This is a genomic window from Methanococcus voltae, assembly GCF_024807655.1.
Taxonomy (GTDB): Archaea; AGJL01; Methanococci; order Methanococcales; family Methanococcaceae; genus Methanococcus; species Methanococcus voltae_D.
In genome coordinates this window covers 190,017-208,189 of sequence record NZ_JANUCR010000001.1, presented here as the reverse complement: position 1 = coordinate 208,189, position 18,173 = coordinate 190,017, and the positions used below count along the sequence as shown (strand labels likewise).

Sequence of the window (18,173 nt, the reverse complement as noted above, 5' to 3'; positions counted from 1 at the left end):
ATGGCTGAAAAAAGAAGATTTAACACCGATGCTTGGGAACCAAAAACTCAAGTTGGTAGGTTAGTAAAGGAAGGGCAAATTACCTCAATCGACGAAATCATCGATAAAGGTACTCCTATACTTGAACCAGAGATTGTTGATGTACTTTTACCTGAACTTGAAGAGCAAGTTTTGGACGTTAAATTAGTTCAAAGAATGCACAAGTCAGGAAGAAGGGCAAGATACAGAGCTACAGCAGTAGTTGGAAACAAAAACGGCTACGTTGGAGTAGGCATGGGTAAAGCTAAAGAAGTTGGCCCAGCTATTAGAAAAGCTATCGCACACGCAAAATTATCACTCATTAGAGTTAGAGTAGGTTGCGGTTCGTGGGAATGCGGTTGCGGTGGACCACACTCAATTCCATTCACAGCAGACGGTAATTGCGGTAGTGTTAAAGTTCAAATCATACCAGCACCGAGAGGTGTAGGTTTAGTTGCAGGTAATGTTGCTAAGTCAGTTTTAGGACTTGCTGGTGTTAAAGATGTTTGGACAAAAACATTCGGAGACACAAGAACAACATACAACTTTGCATTAGCTGTATTTGATTCTTTAAACAACTTAAACTTTGTAAAATGTTTACCTGCTCAAAAGGCTAAATTAGGTCTTAAAGAAGGTAAAGTTTACTAATTAGCTCGATAATCTAAAAACGATAAATTAATTATTATACTTGGTGTAATAATTAATTTTTATTAAATATATCAATAAATTATATGATATTTGGTTGAATTTATTTTAAAATTTAGCGGATAATTCATATAATGCCTATAAAAAGGTCAATGGTGAAAACATGGCTTACGCAGTTATTAGAGTAAGAGGAAGCGTTGGCGTAAAAAGAGACATCGCTGATACATTAAAAATGTTAAGACTCCACAAGGTAAACCACTGTGTAATCGTTCCAGAAAATGAACACTACATTGGAATGGTTAAAAAGGTTAAGGATTTCGTAACCTACGGTGAAATTGACAACGAAACCTTTGAAAAGTTAATCTTGAAAAGAGGAAGATTAGCAGGCAATAACAGAGTAAGTGAAGAAATTGTTAAAGAATCTACAGATTTATCAGTTTCAGAATTCGCTGAAAAAGTTATGGCTGGCGAAATCAAGTTAAAAGATACAGAAGTAAAACCTGTATTCAGATTACACCCTCCAAGAAAAGGATATGACAAAGAAGGAATCAAAAGGCCATTTTCAGTAGGTGGAGCCTTAGGTTACAGAGCTGGAAAAATAAACGATTTAATTATAAAGATGATGTAATTAACTTTTTTAAGTTATAGTTAGATTTGTAATTTAAGGTGGTCTTAATGATTAGAAAAAGTAAAAAAATTACTAAATTAAGAGGCTCCAGAACTTGCGGTTATGGAGAAGCTAAAAAGCATAGAGGCGCAGGTCACAGAGGGGGTAGAGGTAACGCAGGTGTTCAGAAACATAAATGGTTAAGCATCTGTAAATTCAACCCTGACTACTTCGGAAGAAGTGGATTTGTAAGACACGCAAGCCTTATCAAAGATTTGAAAACAATCAACGTTGGAGAACTCCAAGAATATGTTTTAAGCAACATTGACGCATTCGAAAAAGACGGCGACAAAATCGTTGTAGATGCAGCAGCTTTAGGTTTTGATAAAATACTCGGTAAAGGTAGAATTTCATTAGCTATGGCAGTTTCAGCAGTAGAATTTTCAGAAAATGCAGTTGCAAAATTAGAAGCAGCAGGGGGAGAAGCTGTTGAATTATAATTCTGAAAAACGTTTTATTCTTAAAAATTTTAAGAATAACAACCATAAAATTAGAATTAGCATTCAAATAATTCTTCTTTTGGCTTTTATTTTTTATGATAGTGAATACTATGCAAAAATCTATGAAAAAAAGCTTTTTTTGAAAAGTATCGCTAAAAAAGTATTTTATGGAATTTGTAGATATTTACCATTTAATTTAAAAAATAAGTGTATTATCAACTTTAAATTTAGTGAATACTCTTTTAAAAGGTTTAAATCTAATATTCTTGTTTATAGTGTTTGTAATAGTTAAAAATAAGTTAATATTTTTAATAATATTTGGTAATTAATTTAGATTTAAATCGTTATATTAATATACTATGTAATTGTATGTTGATGTAATTAGGAGATTATACAACTAAATCCATAGATTATAAACTATTAATCTATGAATACATAATTTATAATTAAAATCATAAATAAAACCCGTATTGTAATTTAATATATTGTAGGCATAATAATGTACGAATGTTGTATATAATTTTTAAGCTTATAGTTTTAAATCTCACAAATTTACAATATGTATCATATTGGGTGATATTTTGGAATCATTTCTTCAAAAAATAAGACCCGTTTTAGAATATATACCGGAAGTTAAGAGACCTGATAGGGATATATCATTTAAAGGTAAACTCTACTGGACAGGAATTGTACTTCTATTATATTTCATATTGGGTACAATAGATGTTTATACTGGCGGTTCGGAAATTCCCGCATTGTTTGACTTTTGGCAGACTGTTACTGCATCAAAAATGGGAACTATTATCACATTAGGTATTGGTCCTATCGTTACAGCAGGTATTATAATGCAGCTGTTAATCGGTTCTGAACTGGTTAAGTTAGATATGTCAAAACCAGATAATAGGGCATTATTCCAAGGTCTCCAAAAAGCATTTGGTATATTCTTATGTTTCTTAGAAGCTGGAATGTTCGTATTGGCAGGAGCTTTTGGTGCACTTACGCCAACGATGTCATTAGCTTTAATATTGCAGTTAGCAATCGGTGCTATATTACTTATCTATTTAGATGAAATTGTTTCACGATATGGTATAGGTTCTGGTATCGGTTTATTCATTGCAGCAGGGGTTTCCCAAACAATATTCGTAGGTGCTTTAGGTCCACAAGGTTATTTATGGAAATTCTTTACCGCAATGGTTTCAGGAAGTATGGGGCCAGCTTTAGAATACATATTGCCAATACTCGCAACAATATCCGTATTCTTAGTTGTAGTTTATGCTGAAAGTATTAGGGTAGAAATACCATTGGCTCACGGTAGAGTTAAAGGTGCAGTAGGTAAATATCCAATTAAGTTTATTTACGTTTCAAACTTACCCGTAATTCTTGCAGCAGCTTTATTTGCAAACTTCCAACTTTGGGGTTTGGTATTATATAAAGTAGGATTCCCTATATTGGGTAATTATGCAAATGGTAGGGCGATAGATGGTATTGCATACTATTTCTCGACCCCTTATGGATTATCGAGCGTAATATCTGACCCAATTCACGCAATAGTTTACACATTGTTCTTAATCGGATTTTGTGTATTATTCGGTTTATTCTGGGTTGAAACCTCAGGACTCGACGCTAAATCAATGGCAAAGAAACTTGGCGGTTTAAATATGGCAATTAAAGGATTTAGAAAGAGTAATAAATCCATTGAAAACAGGTTAAAAAGATACATTAAACCAATCACAGTTATGGGTTCAGCATTTGTAGGTCTCCTTGCAGCACTCGCAGACTTCACTGGTGCTTTAGGTGGCGGTACTGGGGTATTACTTACAGTATCAATCGTTTACAGGTTCTATGAACAGTTAGTTCAAGAACAGTTATCTGATTTACACCCGATGTTATCGAAAATAGTTAAAAAGTAAGTAATAATTAATTATTATTAATTAACTACTAATTAACTACTAATTAAATAATGATTTAATTAATAACTTTAAATCCTAATATTTATATACCATAATACTTACTATTTATTATCAAATTATATTTGATACCCCAAATGTTCCCAATTTTTTTTATTGTTTTATTTTTTTCGTAGTTTATTATTTAAGTATGATTTTTTGCAAGTATAATTCTAATTAATAGGTATGTTGGAATTTTTATTTTAAAATAGTTTAAAAATACAAATATCTTAAAATATACAAAAAAAATATTATATAAAAAAAATAAATTTTTAAATTATTTTAATCGTGGAATTTACAAGTAATGCACATATTCCGCATAACATTTCTAAGCCCCAAATGGCGAAAACGATATTATATTCTTTCATCGGTTTTTTCATAAGTATTAATCGAGGTAATGATAAATAACCTCCTCCTACGTAAAGTTTACCATCATCACGCAATTGTGTAGGTTTATGGTCTTCTCTTTTTGTGATTCCTGCACTATAGTATTTTAAGCCTGCATCAACTATGTAAGGCAACATAATAATAACGAGTGGTAATACCGCACTTTTCCAAACCGCAACAGTTGCTAAAAACGCACCAATTGGTAATGTTCCAGTGTCTCCGGGAAATACTTTTGCAGGATATTTATTATATATTAAAAAGCCCAAGTAAACTGCAAAAAACAACATCAAACTGTTGAATCCAACAATGTCCCCATTTTGAAACATAATTAATGCTAAGAACAATGATGCAAGTGTGCCAGTACCTATTTCAAGACCATTAAATCCTGCGAGCATATTTGTGAAGTTTGAGCATATTGATATGCCAACCATCAACAAAATAATGGGTAATGGGCTTAAACCAAGCAATAAACCAATAGGTATTGCAGAAAGTGCAAGAATCAAGAGTTTTTCTTTAGGTGATAATTTAGCAATATCATCTATGATGCCCAATATACCCGCTATTAATAAAGGCAACAATAAATTAGCTTCTATAAATGGTAAAAATATCGATAAAGTTAGTAATATTGCTAACCCGCCCATTTCCGCAACTTTTAATTTCTCTTTTTTATGCAAATCCATTCCAAATTTACAATTTACCATCTTATTAATCATAAATTTGGTTAATATAATACTCGTAAAAAAACCTAAAACTATTATTAAACCATATCCTTTTGAAAAAACAGTGTTTATCCCTAAATTAACACTTTCATAAATCATAATTACACCGAAATAATCTTTTTAACAATGTATAATTAATATTAGCAACATCAATATGTAATATTACAATATATGCACTATTACAATACAACAATAGAAATTAATTCATAAATTATATATAGATAGCTATTAAATGATTAGATAAGTATATAATACTAAATACGATACTAATTATTTAATAAATCCAAATACGAAATAAATTTAATTTACAATTTGATATCTAACCAATATCCAATAAATTATATATTAAATGTAAATAAATATCTATTTAATAATTAAATATATTGTATGAAATAATTTAATTATTATTATCGATTATATTTAACATATTATTATAAATTTACATAATATTAAAAAAAAATGGTTATATTGAAGATATCTAAAATATTCCTAAATATCTTTTCAGAGGGAATAAAATGACTGAAAACAACGAAAATGTCAAAAATTCTACCTCTGCAACTGCAAACTCGAAGAAATTTAATTTTAATTTTCAAGATAAGAAAGTAAAATGTGCAAAAACAATATTAATTATTATATTTTTAGCATTTTTAAGCTTTCAGATGAGGGCGCAAACTGCAGATATGAGTTTTACGACAAACGAACAATACTTAGATATTTTTTCAGACGACAATGGAAGAATGTATTTAACAGCATTGGACCCTTATTATTACTTAAGGATGTCTGAAGATTACCTCGAATATGGACATACTGGAGATACCCTAAAAGATGTAAATGGACAAGAAATTCCATGGGATTCTTATAAATACGGGCCTACGGGGGCTCCCGCAACTTTTAACTTAATAAATGTTTTAACGGTGGGTGTTTATCAAATATGGCACTCTATGGATTCAACAGTTACATTGATGAACGCAGCATTCTGGGTTCCTGCAATATTAAGTATGTTTATAGTTATTCCGATTTTCTTCATCGTAAGAAGAATAACTTCAAGTGATATCGGCGGAGCTGTTGCAGCAATTTTAACATCCTTATCGCCTTCAATATTCGTAAAAACAATAGCTGGTTTTGCAGATACGCCAGTATTGGAGATATTGCCTTTATTATTTATTGTATGGTTTATAATTGAAGCAATGCACTATTCAAAGGACAAAAGCCCTAAATCACTATTATTTGGTTTATTGGCTACAATAATGCTTGTTGCATATCCATTTATGTGGTCAGCTTGGTGGTATGGGTACTATATTATAATTGCGTTCTTGGTATTGTATTTAATTTACAAGGGGCTAATATATAGCCACGATGCAAAATACAACAAAGATAATAAAAATAAAAATAGTAGAAGTGCTCAAAAAGTTGAAGTTGAAAATTTAGAATTTTTAAACACTTTAAAAGTAGCTGGTTTATTTGTTATTGGTGGTGCAATAGCAATAACTGCATTATATGGTACAAACACCATAATGGGTGCTTTTGAAGCTCCATTAAATTATATAGGATTAGATGAAGTTTCATCAACAAGTGGATGGCCTAACGTTTTAACTACGGTATCTGAGTTAGATACTGCATCCTTTGACGAAATGGTAAGTTCTTCACTGAGTAGTATATACTTATTTGCTATAGGTTTAGTTGGTATTTTCTTATCCTTATTTAGAAAAGTATTAACCCCTACAAAGCAAATTGTGAATGGATTAGTTGATAAAATAGATGTAAAATATGCTTTACTCCTTGTAATTTGGTTAGCTGTTACATTCTGGGCAGCATCAAAAGGTGTACGGTTTGTAGCATTGATGGTACCCCCATTATCAATTGGTGTGGGTATATTCACAGGATTTATTGAACAATTTATTAAAAATAATCTTGATAAAAAATATGAATATGTTGCTTATCCAACAATTGCCATAATTGCATTATATTCATTATATTCAACATATAAAGCAGATAACGGGGATTTATTAAGAATATTATTCCCTTCAGATTATGTACCTATCGCAGAAGGAATAATGCTCGCATCATTAGCGCTCTTAATAATCTATAAAATAGCAGATATGGTTTCAGAATCTAATAAAAAGTTAGTAATGAATAAATTATTTATGATATTATTAGCAATTGGGTTAATCACGCCTACAATGGCTGCAATAGTTCCATTTTACAGTGTACCTACCTATAATGATGGTTGGGGAGAAAGTTTAGAATGGATAAATACACAAACACCAAATAATTCAGTTATAACTTGTTGGTGGGATAACGGACACATATACACTTGGAAAACTGAAAGAATGGTAACTTTCGATGGAAGTACTCAAAACACTCCAAGGGCATACTGGGTTGGTAGAGCTTTCGCAACATCTGATGAAAGTCTTTCAAATGGTATATTTAGGATGTTAGCTTCTTCAGGTGATAAAGCATACAATAGTGATAGTGTACTGATTAAAAAGACAGGTTCTATTGCGAATACGGTTGATGTATTAAATGAGATATTGCCGTTAACAAAAACAGAAGCTGAAGAAACTTTGAAAAACAGTACCTATAAATTCACAGATACTGAAATATCTGAAATTTTGGATGCAACGCACCCAGAAATTACAAATCCAGATTATTTAATTACTTACAACAGAATGACTTCAATAGCTTCAGTATGGAGTTATTTCGGTAATTGGAATTTCAGTTTACCTGCAGATACTTCAAGAAGTGAAAGAGAAGCAGGTTCTTTCGAAGCATTAAATACTTATGCAACAACTATGAATGATACCTTAGTTGTTAGGTCATTACTTCAACAAACCAATGATTATTCAATTTATGCGTTAATTGAAGTTAATAACGAAACTTTAACCGGAGCTATGATGGCAGTATCAAGTGATGGTCAAATACAGACTCAACAATTAAGTATGCATAAAGTAAAATTAATGGTTTCAGAAAATGGAGAAACTAAAATGTACAATACTTTAGCAAGTGTTGATGGTGAATTAAGCTTATTAATGAACGTTAATAAGAATTCAATAATTGGTACAGATGGTTCTGGTAATCCAGTTTATACCACAAATTCTTGGATAACTACTAAAAACTTGGAAGATAGCGTATATTCAAAATTACACTTCTTCAACGGTGAAGGTTTAGAAACAATGAAACTTGAAAAAGCTTCAACTGACCCGACTGCAACAGGTGTACAACCAGGATTTAAAGTATTTAGCGTAGATTACGGTAATTATTCAAAATAATAAATAATTAATTAAATTTCTTTTTTATTTTATTTTATTTTATTTTTAAAATATCTGATTTTATTTTTAAATCTGTTATCGTTATTTATATAAATTATAATGTTGAATTAACTTAAGAGAGTATTATCTTTTTATAAAATTTAATTAAGGATGAAACACAAAATTAATTTATCGGTGGTTTTATGATAGAAGTAATGAGATTAGGGCACAGGGGCGAACGAGATAAGAGGATATCTACACACGTAGCACTTACCTCAAGAGCATTGGGTGCAAGTAATATAATATTCACGAGTAGCGATAAACACGTAAATGGGAGTGTAGACCGGATTACGGAAAGTTGGGGCGGAGATTTTAAATTCAAAGTGGCTGATTCGTGGAAATCTTACGTAAAAGAATTTAAAAAGAACAACGGGATTGTGGCACATTTAACAATGTATGGCGAAAATATAAACGAAATAATGTCAGAAATTATAAATGAGGTTTATCCTACTGGTAATAATAATAATAATAATAATAATAATAATAATAATAATAATAACTCGAATGAAAAAGTACCTAAAAATCTTTTAGTTATCATCGGTGCTGAAAAAGTACCTCGTGAAGCGTATGAATTAGCAGATTATAACATTTCTGTGGGTAATCAACCGCATTCTGAAGTTGCAGCGATTGCCATATTTTTAGATAGATTAACAATGGGCAAAAACTTATACTCTGAATATGAAGACTCTACAATAAAAGTAATACCTTGTAAAAACGGTAAGAATGTTATTATGAATGATTTAGAAGGAGAATATGATGATTTTGATAAAGAATGTAATGATGAAAATCAATAAATCATCAGATTTACAATTTAATTAGTTAATTATTTAGTAAATTATTAATTTATTAATTTATTAATTTATTAAGTTAATAAATTCGATTATTTTGGGCATTATGTGTTATTTATAAAAATTTGGGCTAATTTGGTGAAATTATGATGTTAAGCGATGTTGATATATTAAATGAAATAGCTAATGGAAATTTGGACATTACGCCATTCAATGAAAAATGTGTCGGTCCTTGCTCTTATGATGTTACATTGGGGAGCGAGTTTATACGGTATTCGAGTCCTGTTTATGACATTAAGGAGGAATTAGTGCCTATAAAATTTAGTATTGATGATTCAATAATGATATGCCCGTTAAATTACCATCTTGACGAGCCTACAATTGAACATTTTAAAGAAAAATACAATGTTGATAAAATCGTCAGTGGTGGGCTTTTAGGTACTACAAACGAGTATATAAAACTTCCAAATGACATATGTGCACAATATCAAGGAAGAAGTAGTTTCGGAAGAGTGTTTTTGCAATCTCATCAAACAGCGGGTTGGATTGATACAGGTTTTCACGGTAAAATAACTTTGGAAATCGTGGCATATGATAAACCAGTAATATTATATAAAAATCAAAGAGTTGGGCAATTAATATTTAGTAAAACTTTAACACCTTCAAAGGTGGGTTATTCAGAAAGAGAATGTTCAAAATATGTTGGGCAGAATTCTGTAATGCACTCATTAATTAAAAAAGATTTTGAATAATATTGTTATATATCTAAATATTATTTTATAATCCTTTTATTTTTTTATTTATTTTTTATTTTTTATTTTCTTATTTTTCTATTAGTTTTCATTAATATATTTAATTGGAGTAATATTACCCATAAAATTATATACAAATTATTTCAAAAAAACATTAACTTTAAATTTAAAACGCACATATGTATGAAATATCATTTTCATATTATAGATTAATTTATGATAATGCAAAATATGTCAAAATAAAACAAGAAAAACAAATTTTAAAATCACAAAGTAAAATTAAAAGGTGTTTAAATATGTATATTGCCGATGAAATTATAGAAACCGTAAAAATGATAGAATACGAAAATTTGGATATAAGGACAACTACCTTGGGAGTTAACTTAAAAGATTGTGTCGATAAAGATTTGGATACATTGACCGATAATATATACCAAAAAGTGACTGGATTGGGCGGAAATCTCGTAGAAACAGCAAATGGAGTAGCGGACAAATACGGAATTCCTATTGTAAATAAGAGGATATCAGTGACACCTATCGGTTTAATAATGGGTCCTACTTTAAAAGGATTGAACAAGGAAGAAGCTATCGACGCTTGTGTTGAAGTAGGTATTACACTCGATAAAATCGCAAAAGACGTTGGCGTGGACTTTATCGGTGGTTATTCAGCATTAGTTCAGAAAAAAGCAACACCTGGGGAAAAAAGATTAATCCAATCAATACCAAAATTGATGACAAAAACAGACAGAGTATGCTCATCAGTCAACGTAGCTACAACAAAAGCTGGTATAAATATGTATGCGGTTAAAAAAATGGGGGAAATTGTAAAAGAAACCTCATTAATAACCAAAGATGCAATAGGTTGTGCTAAAATCGTTGTATTTTGTAATGCTCCAGAGGACAATCCATTTATGGCAGGAGCTTTCCACGGTGTAGGTGAAGGAGACTCAGTTATAAATGTAGGTGTTTCAGGTCCTGGTGTAGTTAGGGCAGTACTCGAAAAATTACCTGGAGAAAGAATCGACGTAGTAAGCGACCAAATCAAAAAGACCGCATTTAAAATCACAAGAATGGGTGAATTAATCGGTGGAGAAGTTGCTAAAAACTTGGGCGTTGAATTTGGTATCGTTGATTTATCATTGGCACCAACACCAGCAATTGGAGACAGTATTGCAAACATTTTGGAAGCTATGGGTTTAGAAAGATGTGGTACACACGGTACAACAGCAGCACTCGCTTTATTAAACGATGCAGTTAAAAAAGGTGGGGCTATGGCTTCAAGAAACGTTGGTGGTTTAAGTGGTGCATTTATTCCAGTAAGTGAAGATGCAGGTATGATTGAAGCAGCAGAAGTAGGGGCTCTTAAAATCGAAAAATTAGAAGCTATGACTTGCGTATGTTCAGTAGGTTTAGATATGATTGCCGTACCAGGTAAAACACCCGCTTCAACAATTTCAGGAATCATTGCAGATGAAATGGCAATCGGTATGGTTAACAAAAAGACAACCGCTGTAAGATTGATACCAGTTCCAAATAAAGACGTTGGAGACCACGTAGAATATGGTGGATTGTTAGGTACAGCTCCAATTATGCCCGTAAGTGAATTTTCATCAGAGGAATTCATCGAAAGAGGCGGTAGAATACCAGCACCTATTCAATCAATGACAAACTAATTATTAAACTATAATAAAATAATAAATTATAAGATAAATACAAATTTCTTTTTTACTTTTTTAAAAAATAATAAAATAATAAACTATAAAATAATAAACTATAAAATAATAAAATATAAAATATAAAATATAAAATATAAAATAATAAAACTAAAAAATAGTTTATTTAAAATTTAGAGTTTTTTTCCAATCCCAAATCTTTTAAAAAACTACATACTTTACAAATTTTTAAAGCAGACGGTTCACCACATTTTTCACATAACGTTATATCTCCAGGAACTTCCAAATGTTCAAGAAGTCTCTCGTAGCCTGCTACAATAGAGTACATAGTTCCAGCGTGCTTTTCTTCGAGCATATCTATAATGTCAGAGACTTCTGAACGATATGATAAGCAAGAGTACGGACAAGGCGCTTTGTGATAGTCCATTTTAAGAATATCTGCAAATAATTTGACTTCATTTTCGGGAATCTTTGAAAGAGGCTTTATTCGTTTAACAAACTTATCACTATTTGATGATTTGCCCAATATTGCGAGTTTTTTAATATCACCCTCAATATAGTTCATCATCACAGCTTGAGAAATATCGTCTAAATTATGACCAATTGCCAAATAATCGCATTTTTTTTCAATTGCAACTCTATTTAATATTTTACGTCTAATCACACCGCAAAAAGAGCACGGATTCATAGTCATATTTTTTTCTTTCGCAATATTTACAATTTCATCAAGATTTGCGCCGATGTATTCTGAAAATGTAGCAATATGGTACTCAATACCGAATTTTTCACAGAATTTTATTCCTTTTTCAATTCCGTCATTTCTAAATCCTTCGATACCTTCATTAACCATAATACCAATGATTTTGGAATTAGGAATTTGTTTAAAGAATTCGTTTAATACATAGGCCATTACTAAACTATCTTTACCCCCACTAATTCCAACAGCGATTGTAATATGATTTTTTAAAATATCTTTACCGAGATTTTTTCTTATTTTTCTTTTTGTATCTTTTATAAAACATTCTTCGCAGAATTTAACTCCAGAATGCTTTTGAAAGTATAATTTATCATCATTAAATGCGTTTCCACATTTTCCACATTTGGATTTGGAAATTGTAGTCATAATTTCACCGTATTTATTTTAACTATCTATTTTAACTAATTATTTTAACTAACTTAACCGCCAGAAACTGGTGGATATATCCCTAATTCTCCGTCTTTTTCAATAACGTCATCGCTTCCCATTATTTCAAAATCATATGAAATAATCACATTTCCAGTTTCAAAATCATTTTTAATGTCAATATTGTTATTTTTTAATTCCAAAACCAATTCTTCAACTGTTAATTTGGATTTTTCAATTTTTAAATCTATTTCATTACCGAATTTTTCTTTACAACTTGCAAAAAATTTTACTTTTAAATTTAGTGTCATAATATCACCAAAATAATAAGATGTATATTAAAATTTATAATAAAATTTATAATACTATGTTAAAAAATAGAAATGTATCTAATTAAATTTAAAGATTTTGGTATTTTTATCCCTATACATAGTACAATTAAAAATACTTAAAAAATTTGAAAATAATTAAAAATAATAAAACTAATTAATAAATTAGTTAATTTGTAATCTGTTTTAAAGGTCGTGTACAATAATTGCTTTAGTCGGGCATATTTTAGCACAAGTTTTACAGCCAATACATTCGTCAATATCGAAAGCAACTGAAAAGTCTTCTTCAAATTTGATTGCACCAACTGGACAATGTACAATACAAGCACCGCAATCGATACATTTTTCTTCCTTTTTTTGAATAGGTTGTGAAATATCTTCTACTTCACCATATTCTTTTAAATAATCTACGGATTTTAATACGCTATCATCATTACCATTTAATTCCAAGGTTAAAAAACCTTCGCTTGGTTCCATTTTAGCCTTTAAAATGCTAACATCTACATCATAACTTTTTATTATATCTGAAACGATTGGCTTTTTTACATTTCTTCCAGATATCCAATAAAATATTCTTTTTTTCAAATTATTCACCTACAAACCTTTTGATGATTTAATTTATCTTGTTTTGAGTTATTTTATTTTTAATTTATTTTTAATTTATTTTTGTATTTTGTCGTTCAAATCATCAATTTTTACATAATTATATAATTACATATAATGTCCAATTAATTTTGAGATATCCTCTGCTGAGATTACGCCAAGTACTTTTTTGTTGTTATCTACAATCGGCAATCCGGAAATGTTGTTTGCACTCATTTTCTTAGCAACCATTTCGATAGGCTCGTCAGGTGAGGCCCATACAACATATCGGGTCATAATATCTGAAATAGCACTTTTACTTTGAGCCATAGCTTTTGCAATGTCCCACGATGTAATAATACCCATTATACAGTCGTTTTCATCAACTATCGGTAAGTGATTTATATTATTTTCAATCAATACTTTAGAAGCTTCTGAAACAGAAATGGTTTGTTTTGCAACTATTGGAGGTCTTTTTATTATATCTCTTACGAGTTTTGCATTTGCTTTCATAGGTTTTGGAGCAGACGTATTAAGTTTTGCAACTCTTTCAGTTAAGAAGAACTCTTTATTAATAATCCAATCTTTCAATTCGCCAGCAATCTCACGGGATGTTTTATAACTTGAAACAGAGGTGGTTCTAATACATTTATCTACTTTTTCACCGTTAATATCTAATTCTATTGATATTTTACCAGTTCTTAAATCTTTATAGTTTGTAGTTCCAATTGTAGGTTTATCTCTTCTTTGTATGCCGTAATCAAGAATAGGAACTTTGATATCTTCATCTCTAATTGCACAGGTCTGAGCAATTTCTGAGTTTAACACAGGAATAGGTATCCCAATACCCATAAACAAAGTTGAGCCGTATTTCGGTATCGTAGCTCCCCTAATGAATTTAGTATCCATTTCTTTTAAGTTCCCTTGTATGGATAATGTACCAAATCCACTTGCGGGACTATGCTGAGTACCTTCTCCAGCGATATATCCTTGTGCACCACCTGCAAAGATTTTTGTACCTACGCCAAGAGTGTTGTACGTTTTTGTTGTGGTATTGAAGTCGTTTTGCATAGGGTTAAGTTGTCCAGCACCGGAATAGTTTAAATTTCCAAATTCTGGCAATAATTTGCCCATATATGTGTATAACTTTTCGTCTCTACTATTTGTAGCAGAATTGTACGATTGATAGCAGTTTCTCGGGTTAAATAACATTGCTTGATTTAAATCATCAATTGTTAATAATGTAGATACCCTTTTTCTCGGATAGCAATCTGTAGTATATCCTTCAGCTTCCAATTCTATTTCTTTGCCTGCTACAAGGTCCTCTATTACGTGAGCACCTCCATAATCGATACCAATATCATCATCAGAATTAGCTTGTGTAGCACCCAAATAAGCATCAACAGCAGCAATACCTGAGTATGCTTCAACACCATTTAAGTAAGTCTTCATCATTTTGATAGGGGGGTCAGAATGTCCAAAATTTAAAAATACTCCGCTTGAACACATTGCTCCAAAAGTACCTGTTGTTACTACATCCACCCTTTCGGCGGCCTTTTCTGCACCATCTTCTTCTACAATGGATATCATCTCTTCTGCAGTTACGATTACTGCATCACCATTTTTGATTTTTTCGTTGATTTGTTTTATTGTTTTCATGCGAACCCTCTCGAAGTTCTATACCTTACAAATTAGTATTAATCGTATTTAGTCGTACATACAACTGTTTTTTAAATATTGTAATCGTAAATAAGTTTAATCTTATGGTATATCTAATACATATTTATATTATTTTTGTTATGATTTTTTACATCTTGTATATTCGTACAATTTTAAAGATATTTTAAAGATATTTTAAAGATATTTTAAAAAGATTTTTTATTATCTAATACCTATTTATATTATTTTATATATTGTACAATTATTTTTTTAAATAACAGAAAGTAATATATAGTAGATATCCCTACTTTTTATGATACTATTATTTCACGATAAATTTATACAATAATTTGTATGATATATATCACATGTAAAAAAATTTCAATTATTTGATATATTTATTAAATAATTAATTAACTTTATAATTCATGTAAATTCGTAATGTTATTAAGTATTATACAAATAGAAAAAAAATTATCGTATTGTATAACTTATAATTGTTATTTTATATTTATTTTAAACTAAAGGAGGCCAAATTGTGAAGCTATTGTCTCATAACATGGTTCCAATGCATGAAATTATTGACAAAGAAGAAATACCACTTTTACTTAAGCAGTATAACATAAAAATTCAACAATTGCCGAAGTTGCTCGATATTGACCCTGTGGTTATTGAAATAGGTGCAAAAGAAGGTGATGTGGTTAAAATTACTCGCCCAAGTGAAACTGCTGGTGAAACAATATACTATAGATTAGTAGTACCTACAAACATCTAAGTTGTTATGTATGGGTATATACGACATAAAATTTTTTAGCACAAGTCAATCATTAAACATTGCAAATCTGCAAATTTTATTTAAGCTTTAAACGTTCTCGTAGCGATAATTACGAACTTAAACATTGTATATTAAAAATAAAAATAAAGATTAAAAATAAAAATATATTAAATTACATTATTACCTAAATTGTCAATAAATGTAAGGCAAATGTCTAAAATACAGTATCTTGTTATATGATAAATCATTTAATTTGATGTTATGATTGAATTTTAATACCCATTATATATGGTTTTTTAATTAGGGTATATTTCTTTACTATCTTATAAAATCACATAAAATTAATTATTATATAATATGTAAATTTAGATAATACCAAAATTATTGATAATTCTATTAAACAAAAATGAGGGAGATATATGAAGTCCCGAGTTATCGTTGATGCATTTTTTGAAGAAAATAATTTAGTTAAACACCACATCGACTCATTTAACAGCTTTGTTGAGAACAAAGTTCAAAAGATTATTTCAGAAGTTGGTGGAGTTAATACTGAGATTAAATCCGGCTATAGGGTTGAATTTGGAACAGTTGCTATTTCAAAACCAGTTAATAAGGAAGCTGATGGTTCAGTGAAACCAATAACACCTATGGAAGCTAGAATAAGAAATTTAGCATATTCTGCACCAATGTATTTGGAAATTGTACCTTTTGTTGGAGAAAATGAAGAAGAAAAAAAATTATCCCCTCTAACTGTTTATATGGGTGAATTACCTGTTATATTAGGTTCTGATATTTGTCATTTAAAAGGAAAATCGCCAGAAGAATTAATCGAGTATGGTGAAGACCCAGAGGACCCATTAGGATATTTTATTGTTAACGGTTCTGAAAAGGCAGTGGTAGCACAAGAAGATTTAATCCCTAATAGAATTTTGTGTGAAAAAGTAGAGAAAAACAACAAAATGGTTGACGTTGCAAAAGTATTCTCAACAAGACACGGATTTAGGGCATTATGTGCAGTAGAAAGAAACCCAGACGGTTTGTTAAATGTTTCTTTCCCAGGTATGCCAAGTAATATACCATTAGTTATATTAATGAGAGCTTTAGGTGCGCAATCAGATAGAGATATTATAGAATTAATCTCTGATGAGCCTTCCGTAATTATGCAGTTAGTTGCAAACTTACAAGAAGTAAGAGAAGAGCACAGCATAAATACAAGAGAAGACGCACTCGAACACATCGGAAAAAGAGTTGCACCCGGTCAACCAAGAGAATATAAATTAAAAAGAGCTGAAACAATCTTATGCAGCTATTTATTACCTCACTTAGGTGTAGAACCTGCAGATATGAGAACAAAGGCTAAATATTTGGGTAGAATGGCTAAAAACTCAATCGAGTTATACTTAGGTTTAAGGGTCGAAGATGATAAAGACCACTATTCAAATAAAAGATTAAAATTAGCTGGGGACTTAATGGAAGATTTATTTAGAAATTCATTTAACCAGTTAGTTAAAGATATCAAATATCAGCTTGAAAGACAATCCATAAGGAATAAAGAACCTTCAATCCAAGCAGCGGTTAGAAGCGACGTTTTAACTGAAAGAATGAGACACGCAATGGCTACTGGAAACTGGGTCGGTGGAAGAACTGGTGTAAGCCAACTTTTAGATAGAACCAGTTATTTGGCTACTACATCTCAATTAAGAAGAGTTGTATCACCATTATCTCGTTCACAACCTCACTTCGAGGCAAGGGATTTGCACGCTACGCAATGGGGTAAAATCTGTCCATCTGAAACACCAGAAGGTCCTAACTGTGGTTTGGTTAAAAACTTAGCTGTGATGTGTAAAGTTACAACTGACCAACCTGACGACTCAGTAATTGATTTACTAAGCAGTATGGGTATTTCAAGAGAATTAATTCAAGAAGATGATATCGGCGCAATTGATGAAATTGATTCAGAAATTGAAAAAGAATTAAATTTGGAATTAGCTGAATCATCTGAATCATCTGAAACACAAGAAGTACCTGAAGCTGTAGAATCAGAAGTGGAGTCCAAAGAAGTAGGGCAATCAGAAGAATCAGAAGAATCAGAAGAAATTGCAGAAAAAGACTCTGTAGAAACACCTGAAGCTGTAGAATCAGAAGAAGCTGAATCTGATGAGGATACTAAAACAGAAGAAGACGTTAATGAAAATGAGGAAGAAATTAACGACGAAAGTGAAAAAGAATTATAATTGACAATTATTAAAATAAAAATATTGAAATAAAAAATTAAAAATGCAATGTTAATTTATTAAATTTAATATTTTATTTTTATATTTAAAAGGTCAATTAAGTAATTTAACGTAATTTATCATAATTT

The 18,173-nt window shown here is 30.5% G+C and carries 15 protein-coding genes; 10 read left to right on the top strand and 5 right to left on the bottom strand.

The window, feature by feature from the left end:
• The 4 genes from J3E06_RS00860 (at position 1) to secY (ending at position 3,680) form a co-directional block, all read left to right on the top strand.
• Positions 1–666, top strand: a complete 666-nt coding sequence (locus J3E06_RS00860) for a 30S ribosomal protein S5 (protein WP_013180428.1) — start codon at positions 1–3, stop codon at positions 664–666.
• 160 nt (positions 667–826) lie between these two features.
• On the top strand, positions 827–1,291 hold the full coding sequence (locus tag J3E06_RS00855; protein WP_013180427.1) for a 50S ribosomal protein L30: 465 nt from the start codon (positions 827–829) through the stop codon (positions 1,289–1,291).
• A 47-nt stretch (positions 1,292–1,338) separates the two neighbouring features.
• Positions 1,339–1,770: an uL15 family ribosomal protein gene (locus J3E06_RS00850; protein WP_013180426.1), complete on the top strand. Its 432-nt coding sequence runs from the start codon at positions 1,339–1,341 to the stop codon at positions 1,768–1,770.
• A gap of 581 nt (positions 1,771–2,351) precedes the next feature.
• Positions 2,352–3,680, top strand: a complete 1,329-nt coding sequence (secY, locus tag J3E06_RS00845) for a preprotein translocase subunit SecY (protein ID WP_048187163.1) — start codon at positions 2,352–2,354, stop codon at positions 3,678–3,680.
• A gap of 308 nt (positions 3,681–3,988) precedes the next feature.
• Here secY and J3E06_RS00840 read toward each other — a convergent pair whose 3' ends face one another.
• On the bottom strand, positions 3,989–4,921 hold the full coding sequence (locus J3E06_RS00840; RefSeq protein ID WP_013180424.1) for an MraY family glycosyltransferase: 933 nt from the start codon (positions 4,919–4,921) through the stop codon (positions 3,989–3,991).
• A gap of 416 nt (positions 4,922–5,337) precedes the next feature.
• On the opposite strand from J3E06_RS00840, the gene J3E06_RS00835 reads away from it, so the two are divergent.
• The 4 genes from J3E06_RS00835 (at position 5,338) to J3E06_RS00820 (ending at position 11,343) form a co-directional block, all read left to right on the top strand.
• Complete coding sequence (locus J3E06_RS00835) at positions 5,338–8,091, top strand: STT3 domain-containing protein (RefSeq protein ID WP_013180423.1); 2,754 nt, start codon at positions 5,338–5,340, stop codon at positions 8,089–8,091.
• 182 nt (positions 8,092–8,273) lie between these two features.
• The gene (locus tag J3E06_RS00830; protein ID WP_013180422.1) at positions 8,274–8,924 is read left to right on the top strand and encodes a tRNA methyltransferase; all 651 of its coding nucleotides are present in this window, start codon (positions 8,274–8,276) and stop codon (positions 8,922–8,924) included.
• 140 nt (positions 8,925–9,064) lie between these two features.
• On the top strand, positions 9,065–9,670 hold the full coding sequence (gene dcd, locus J3E06_RS00825; RefSeq protein WP_013180421.1) for a dCTP deaminase: 606 nt from the start codon (positions 9,065–9,067) through the stop codon (positions 9,668–9,670).
• A 296-nt stretch (positions 9,671–9,966) separates the two neighbouring features.
• Positions 9,967–11,343 carry a PFL family protein gene (locus tag J3E06_RS00820; RefSeq protein WP_013180420.1) on the top strand — a complete coding sequence of 459 codons (1,377 nt, stop codon included), beginning with the start codon at positions 9,967–9,969 and terminating at the stop codon, positions 11,341–11,343.
• Between the two features lie 166 nt (positions 11,344–11,509).
• Here the strand turns inward: J3E06_RS00820 and J3E06_RS00815 are convergent, their stop codons facing one another.
• From J3E06_RS00815 to J3E06_RS00800, 4 genes are all read right to left on the bottom strand, one after another.
• Positions 11,510–12,466 carry a TIGR00269 family protein gene (locus tag J3E06_RS00815; RefSeq protein ID WP_013180419.1) on the bottom strand — a complete coding sequence of 319 codons (957 nt, stop codon included), beginning with the start codon at positions 12,464–12,466 and terminating at the stop codon, positions 11,510–11,512.
• A gap of 53 nt (positions 12,467–12,519) precedes the next feature.
• Entirely contained in the window at positions 12,520–12,777 is a 258-nt protein-coding gene (locus tag J3E06_RS00810; protein ID WP_013180418.1) for a MoaD/ThiS family protein, read from the bottom strand.
• Between the two features lie 204 nt (positions 12,778–12,981).
• Positions 12,982–13,380: a 4Fe-4S binding protein gene (locus J3E06_RS00805; RefSeq protein ID WP_013180417.1), complete on the bottom strand. Its 399-nt coding sequence runs from the start codon at positions 13,378–13,380 to the stop codon at positions 12,982–12,984.
• A gap of 126 nt (positions 13,381–13,506) precedes the next feature.
• Complete coding sequence (locus J3E06_RS00800) at positions 13,507–15,036, bottom strand: homocysteine biosynthesis protein (RefSeq protein WP_013180416.1); 1,530 nt, start codon at positions 15,034–15,036, stop codon at positions 13,507–13,509.
• A 538-nt stretch (positions 15,037–15,574) separates the two neighbouring features.
• On the opposite strand from J3E06_RS00800, the gene J3E06_RS00795 reads away from it, so the two are divergent.
• Both J3E06_RS00795 and J3E06_RS00790 read left to right on the top strand, forming a co-directional pair.
• Positions 15,575–15,811 (top strand): DNA-directed RNA polymerase subunit H, encoded by a 237-nt coding sequence (locus tag J3E06_RS00795; RefSeq protein WP_013180415.1) that lies wholly within the window; start codon positions 15,575–15,577, stop codon positions 15,809–15,811.
• Positions 15,812–16,230: 419 nt separating this feature from the next.
• Positions 16,231–18,045, top strand: coding sequence for a DNA-directed RNA polymerase subunit B'' (locus tag J3E06_RS00790; RefSeq protein WP_013180414.1), 1,815 nt, complete (start codon positions 16,231–16,233; stop codon positions 18,043–18,045).
• Positions 18,046–18,173 lie beyond the last annotated feature (128 nt).

Excerpts from the sequence above, each read along its gene's own strand:
- J3E06_RS00860 (WP_013180428.1), top strand. The coding sequence starts at position 1 with ATGGCTGAAAAAAGAAGATTTAACACCGATGCTTGGGAACCAAAAACT.
- J3E06_RS00855 (WP_013180427.1), top strand. The coding sequence starts at position 827 with ATGGCTTACGCAGTTATTAGAGTAAGAGGAAGCGTTGGCGTAAAAAGA.
- J3E06_RS00850 (WP_013180426.1), top strand. The coding sequence starts at position 1,339 with ATGATTAGAAAAAGTAAAAAAATTACTAAATTAAGAGGCTCCAGAACT.
- J3E06_RS00840 (WP_013180424.1), bottom strand. The coding sequence starts at position 4,921 with ATGATTTATGAAAGTGTTAATTTAGGGATAAACACTGTTTTTTCAAAA.
- J3E06_RS00835 (WP_013180423.1), top strand. The coding sequence starts at position 5,338 with ATGACTGAAAACAACGAAAATGTCAAAAATTCTACCTCTGCAACTGCA.
- J3E06_RS00830 (WP_013180422.1), top strand. The coding sequence starts at position 8,274 with ATGATAGAAGTAATGAGATTAGGGCACAGGGGCGAACGAGATAAGAGG.
- dcd (WP_013180421.1), top strand. The coding sequence starts at position 9,065 with ATGATGTTAAGCGATGTTGATATATTAAATGAAATAGCTAATGGAAAT.
- J3E06_RS00820 (WP_013180420.1), top strand. The coding sequence starts at position 9,967 with ATGTATATTGCCGATGAAATTATAGAAACCGTAAAAATGATAGAATAC.
- J3E06_RS00815 (WP_013180419.1), bottom strand. The coding sequence starts at position 12,466 with ATGACTACAATTTCCAAATCCAAATGTGGAAAATGTGGAAACGCATTT.
- J3E06_RS00810 (WP_013180418.1), bottom strand. The coding sequence starts at position 12,777 with ATGACACTAAATTTAAAAGTAAAATTTTTTGCAAGTTGTAAAGAAAAA.
- J3E06_RS00800 (WP_013180416.1), bottom strand. The coding sequence starts at position 15,036 with ATGAAAACAATAAAACAAATCAACGAAAAAATCAAAAATGGTGATGCA.
- J3E06_RS00790 (WP_013180414.1), top strand. The coding sequence starts at position 16,231 with ATGAAGTCCCGAGTTATCGTTGATGCATTTTTTGAAGAAAATAATTTA.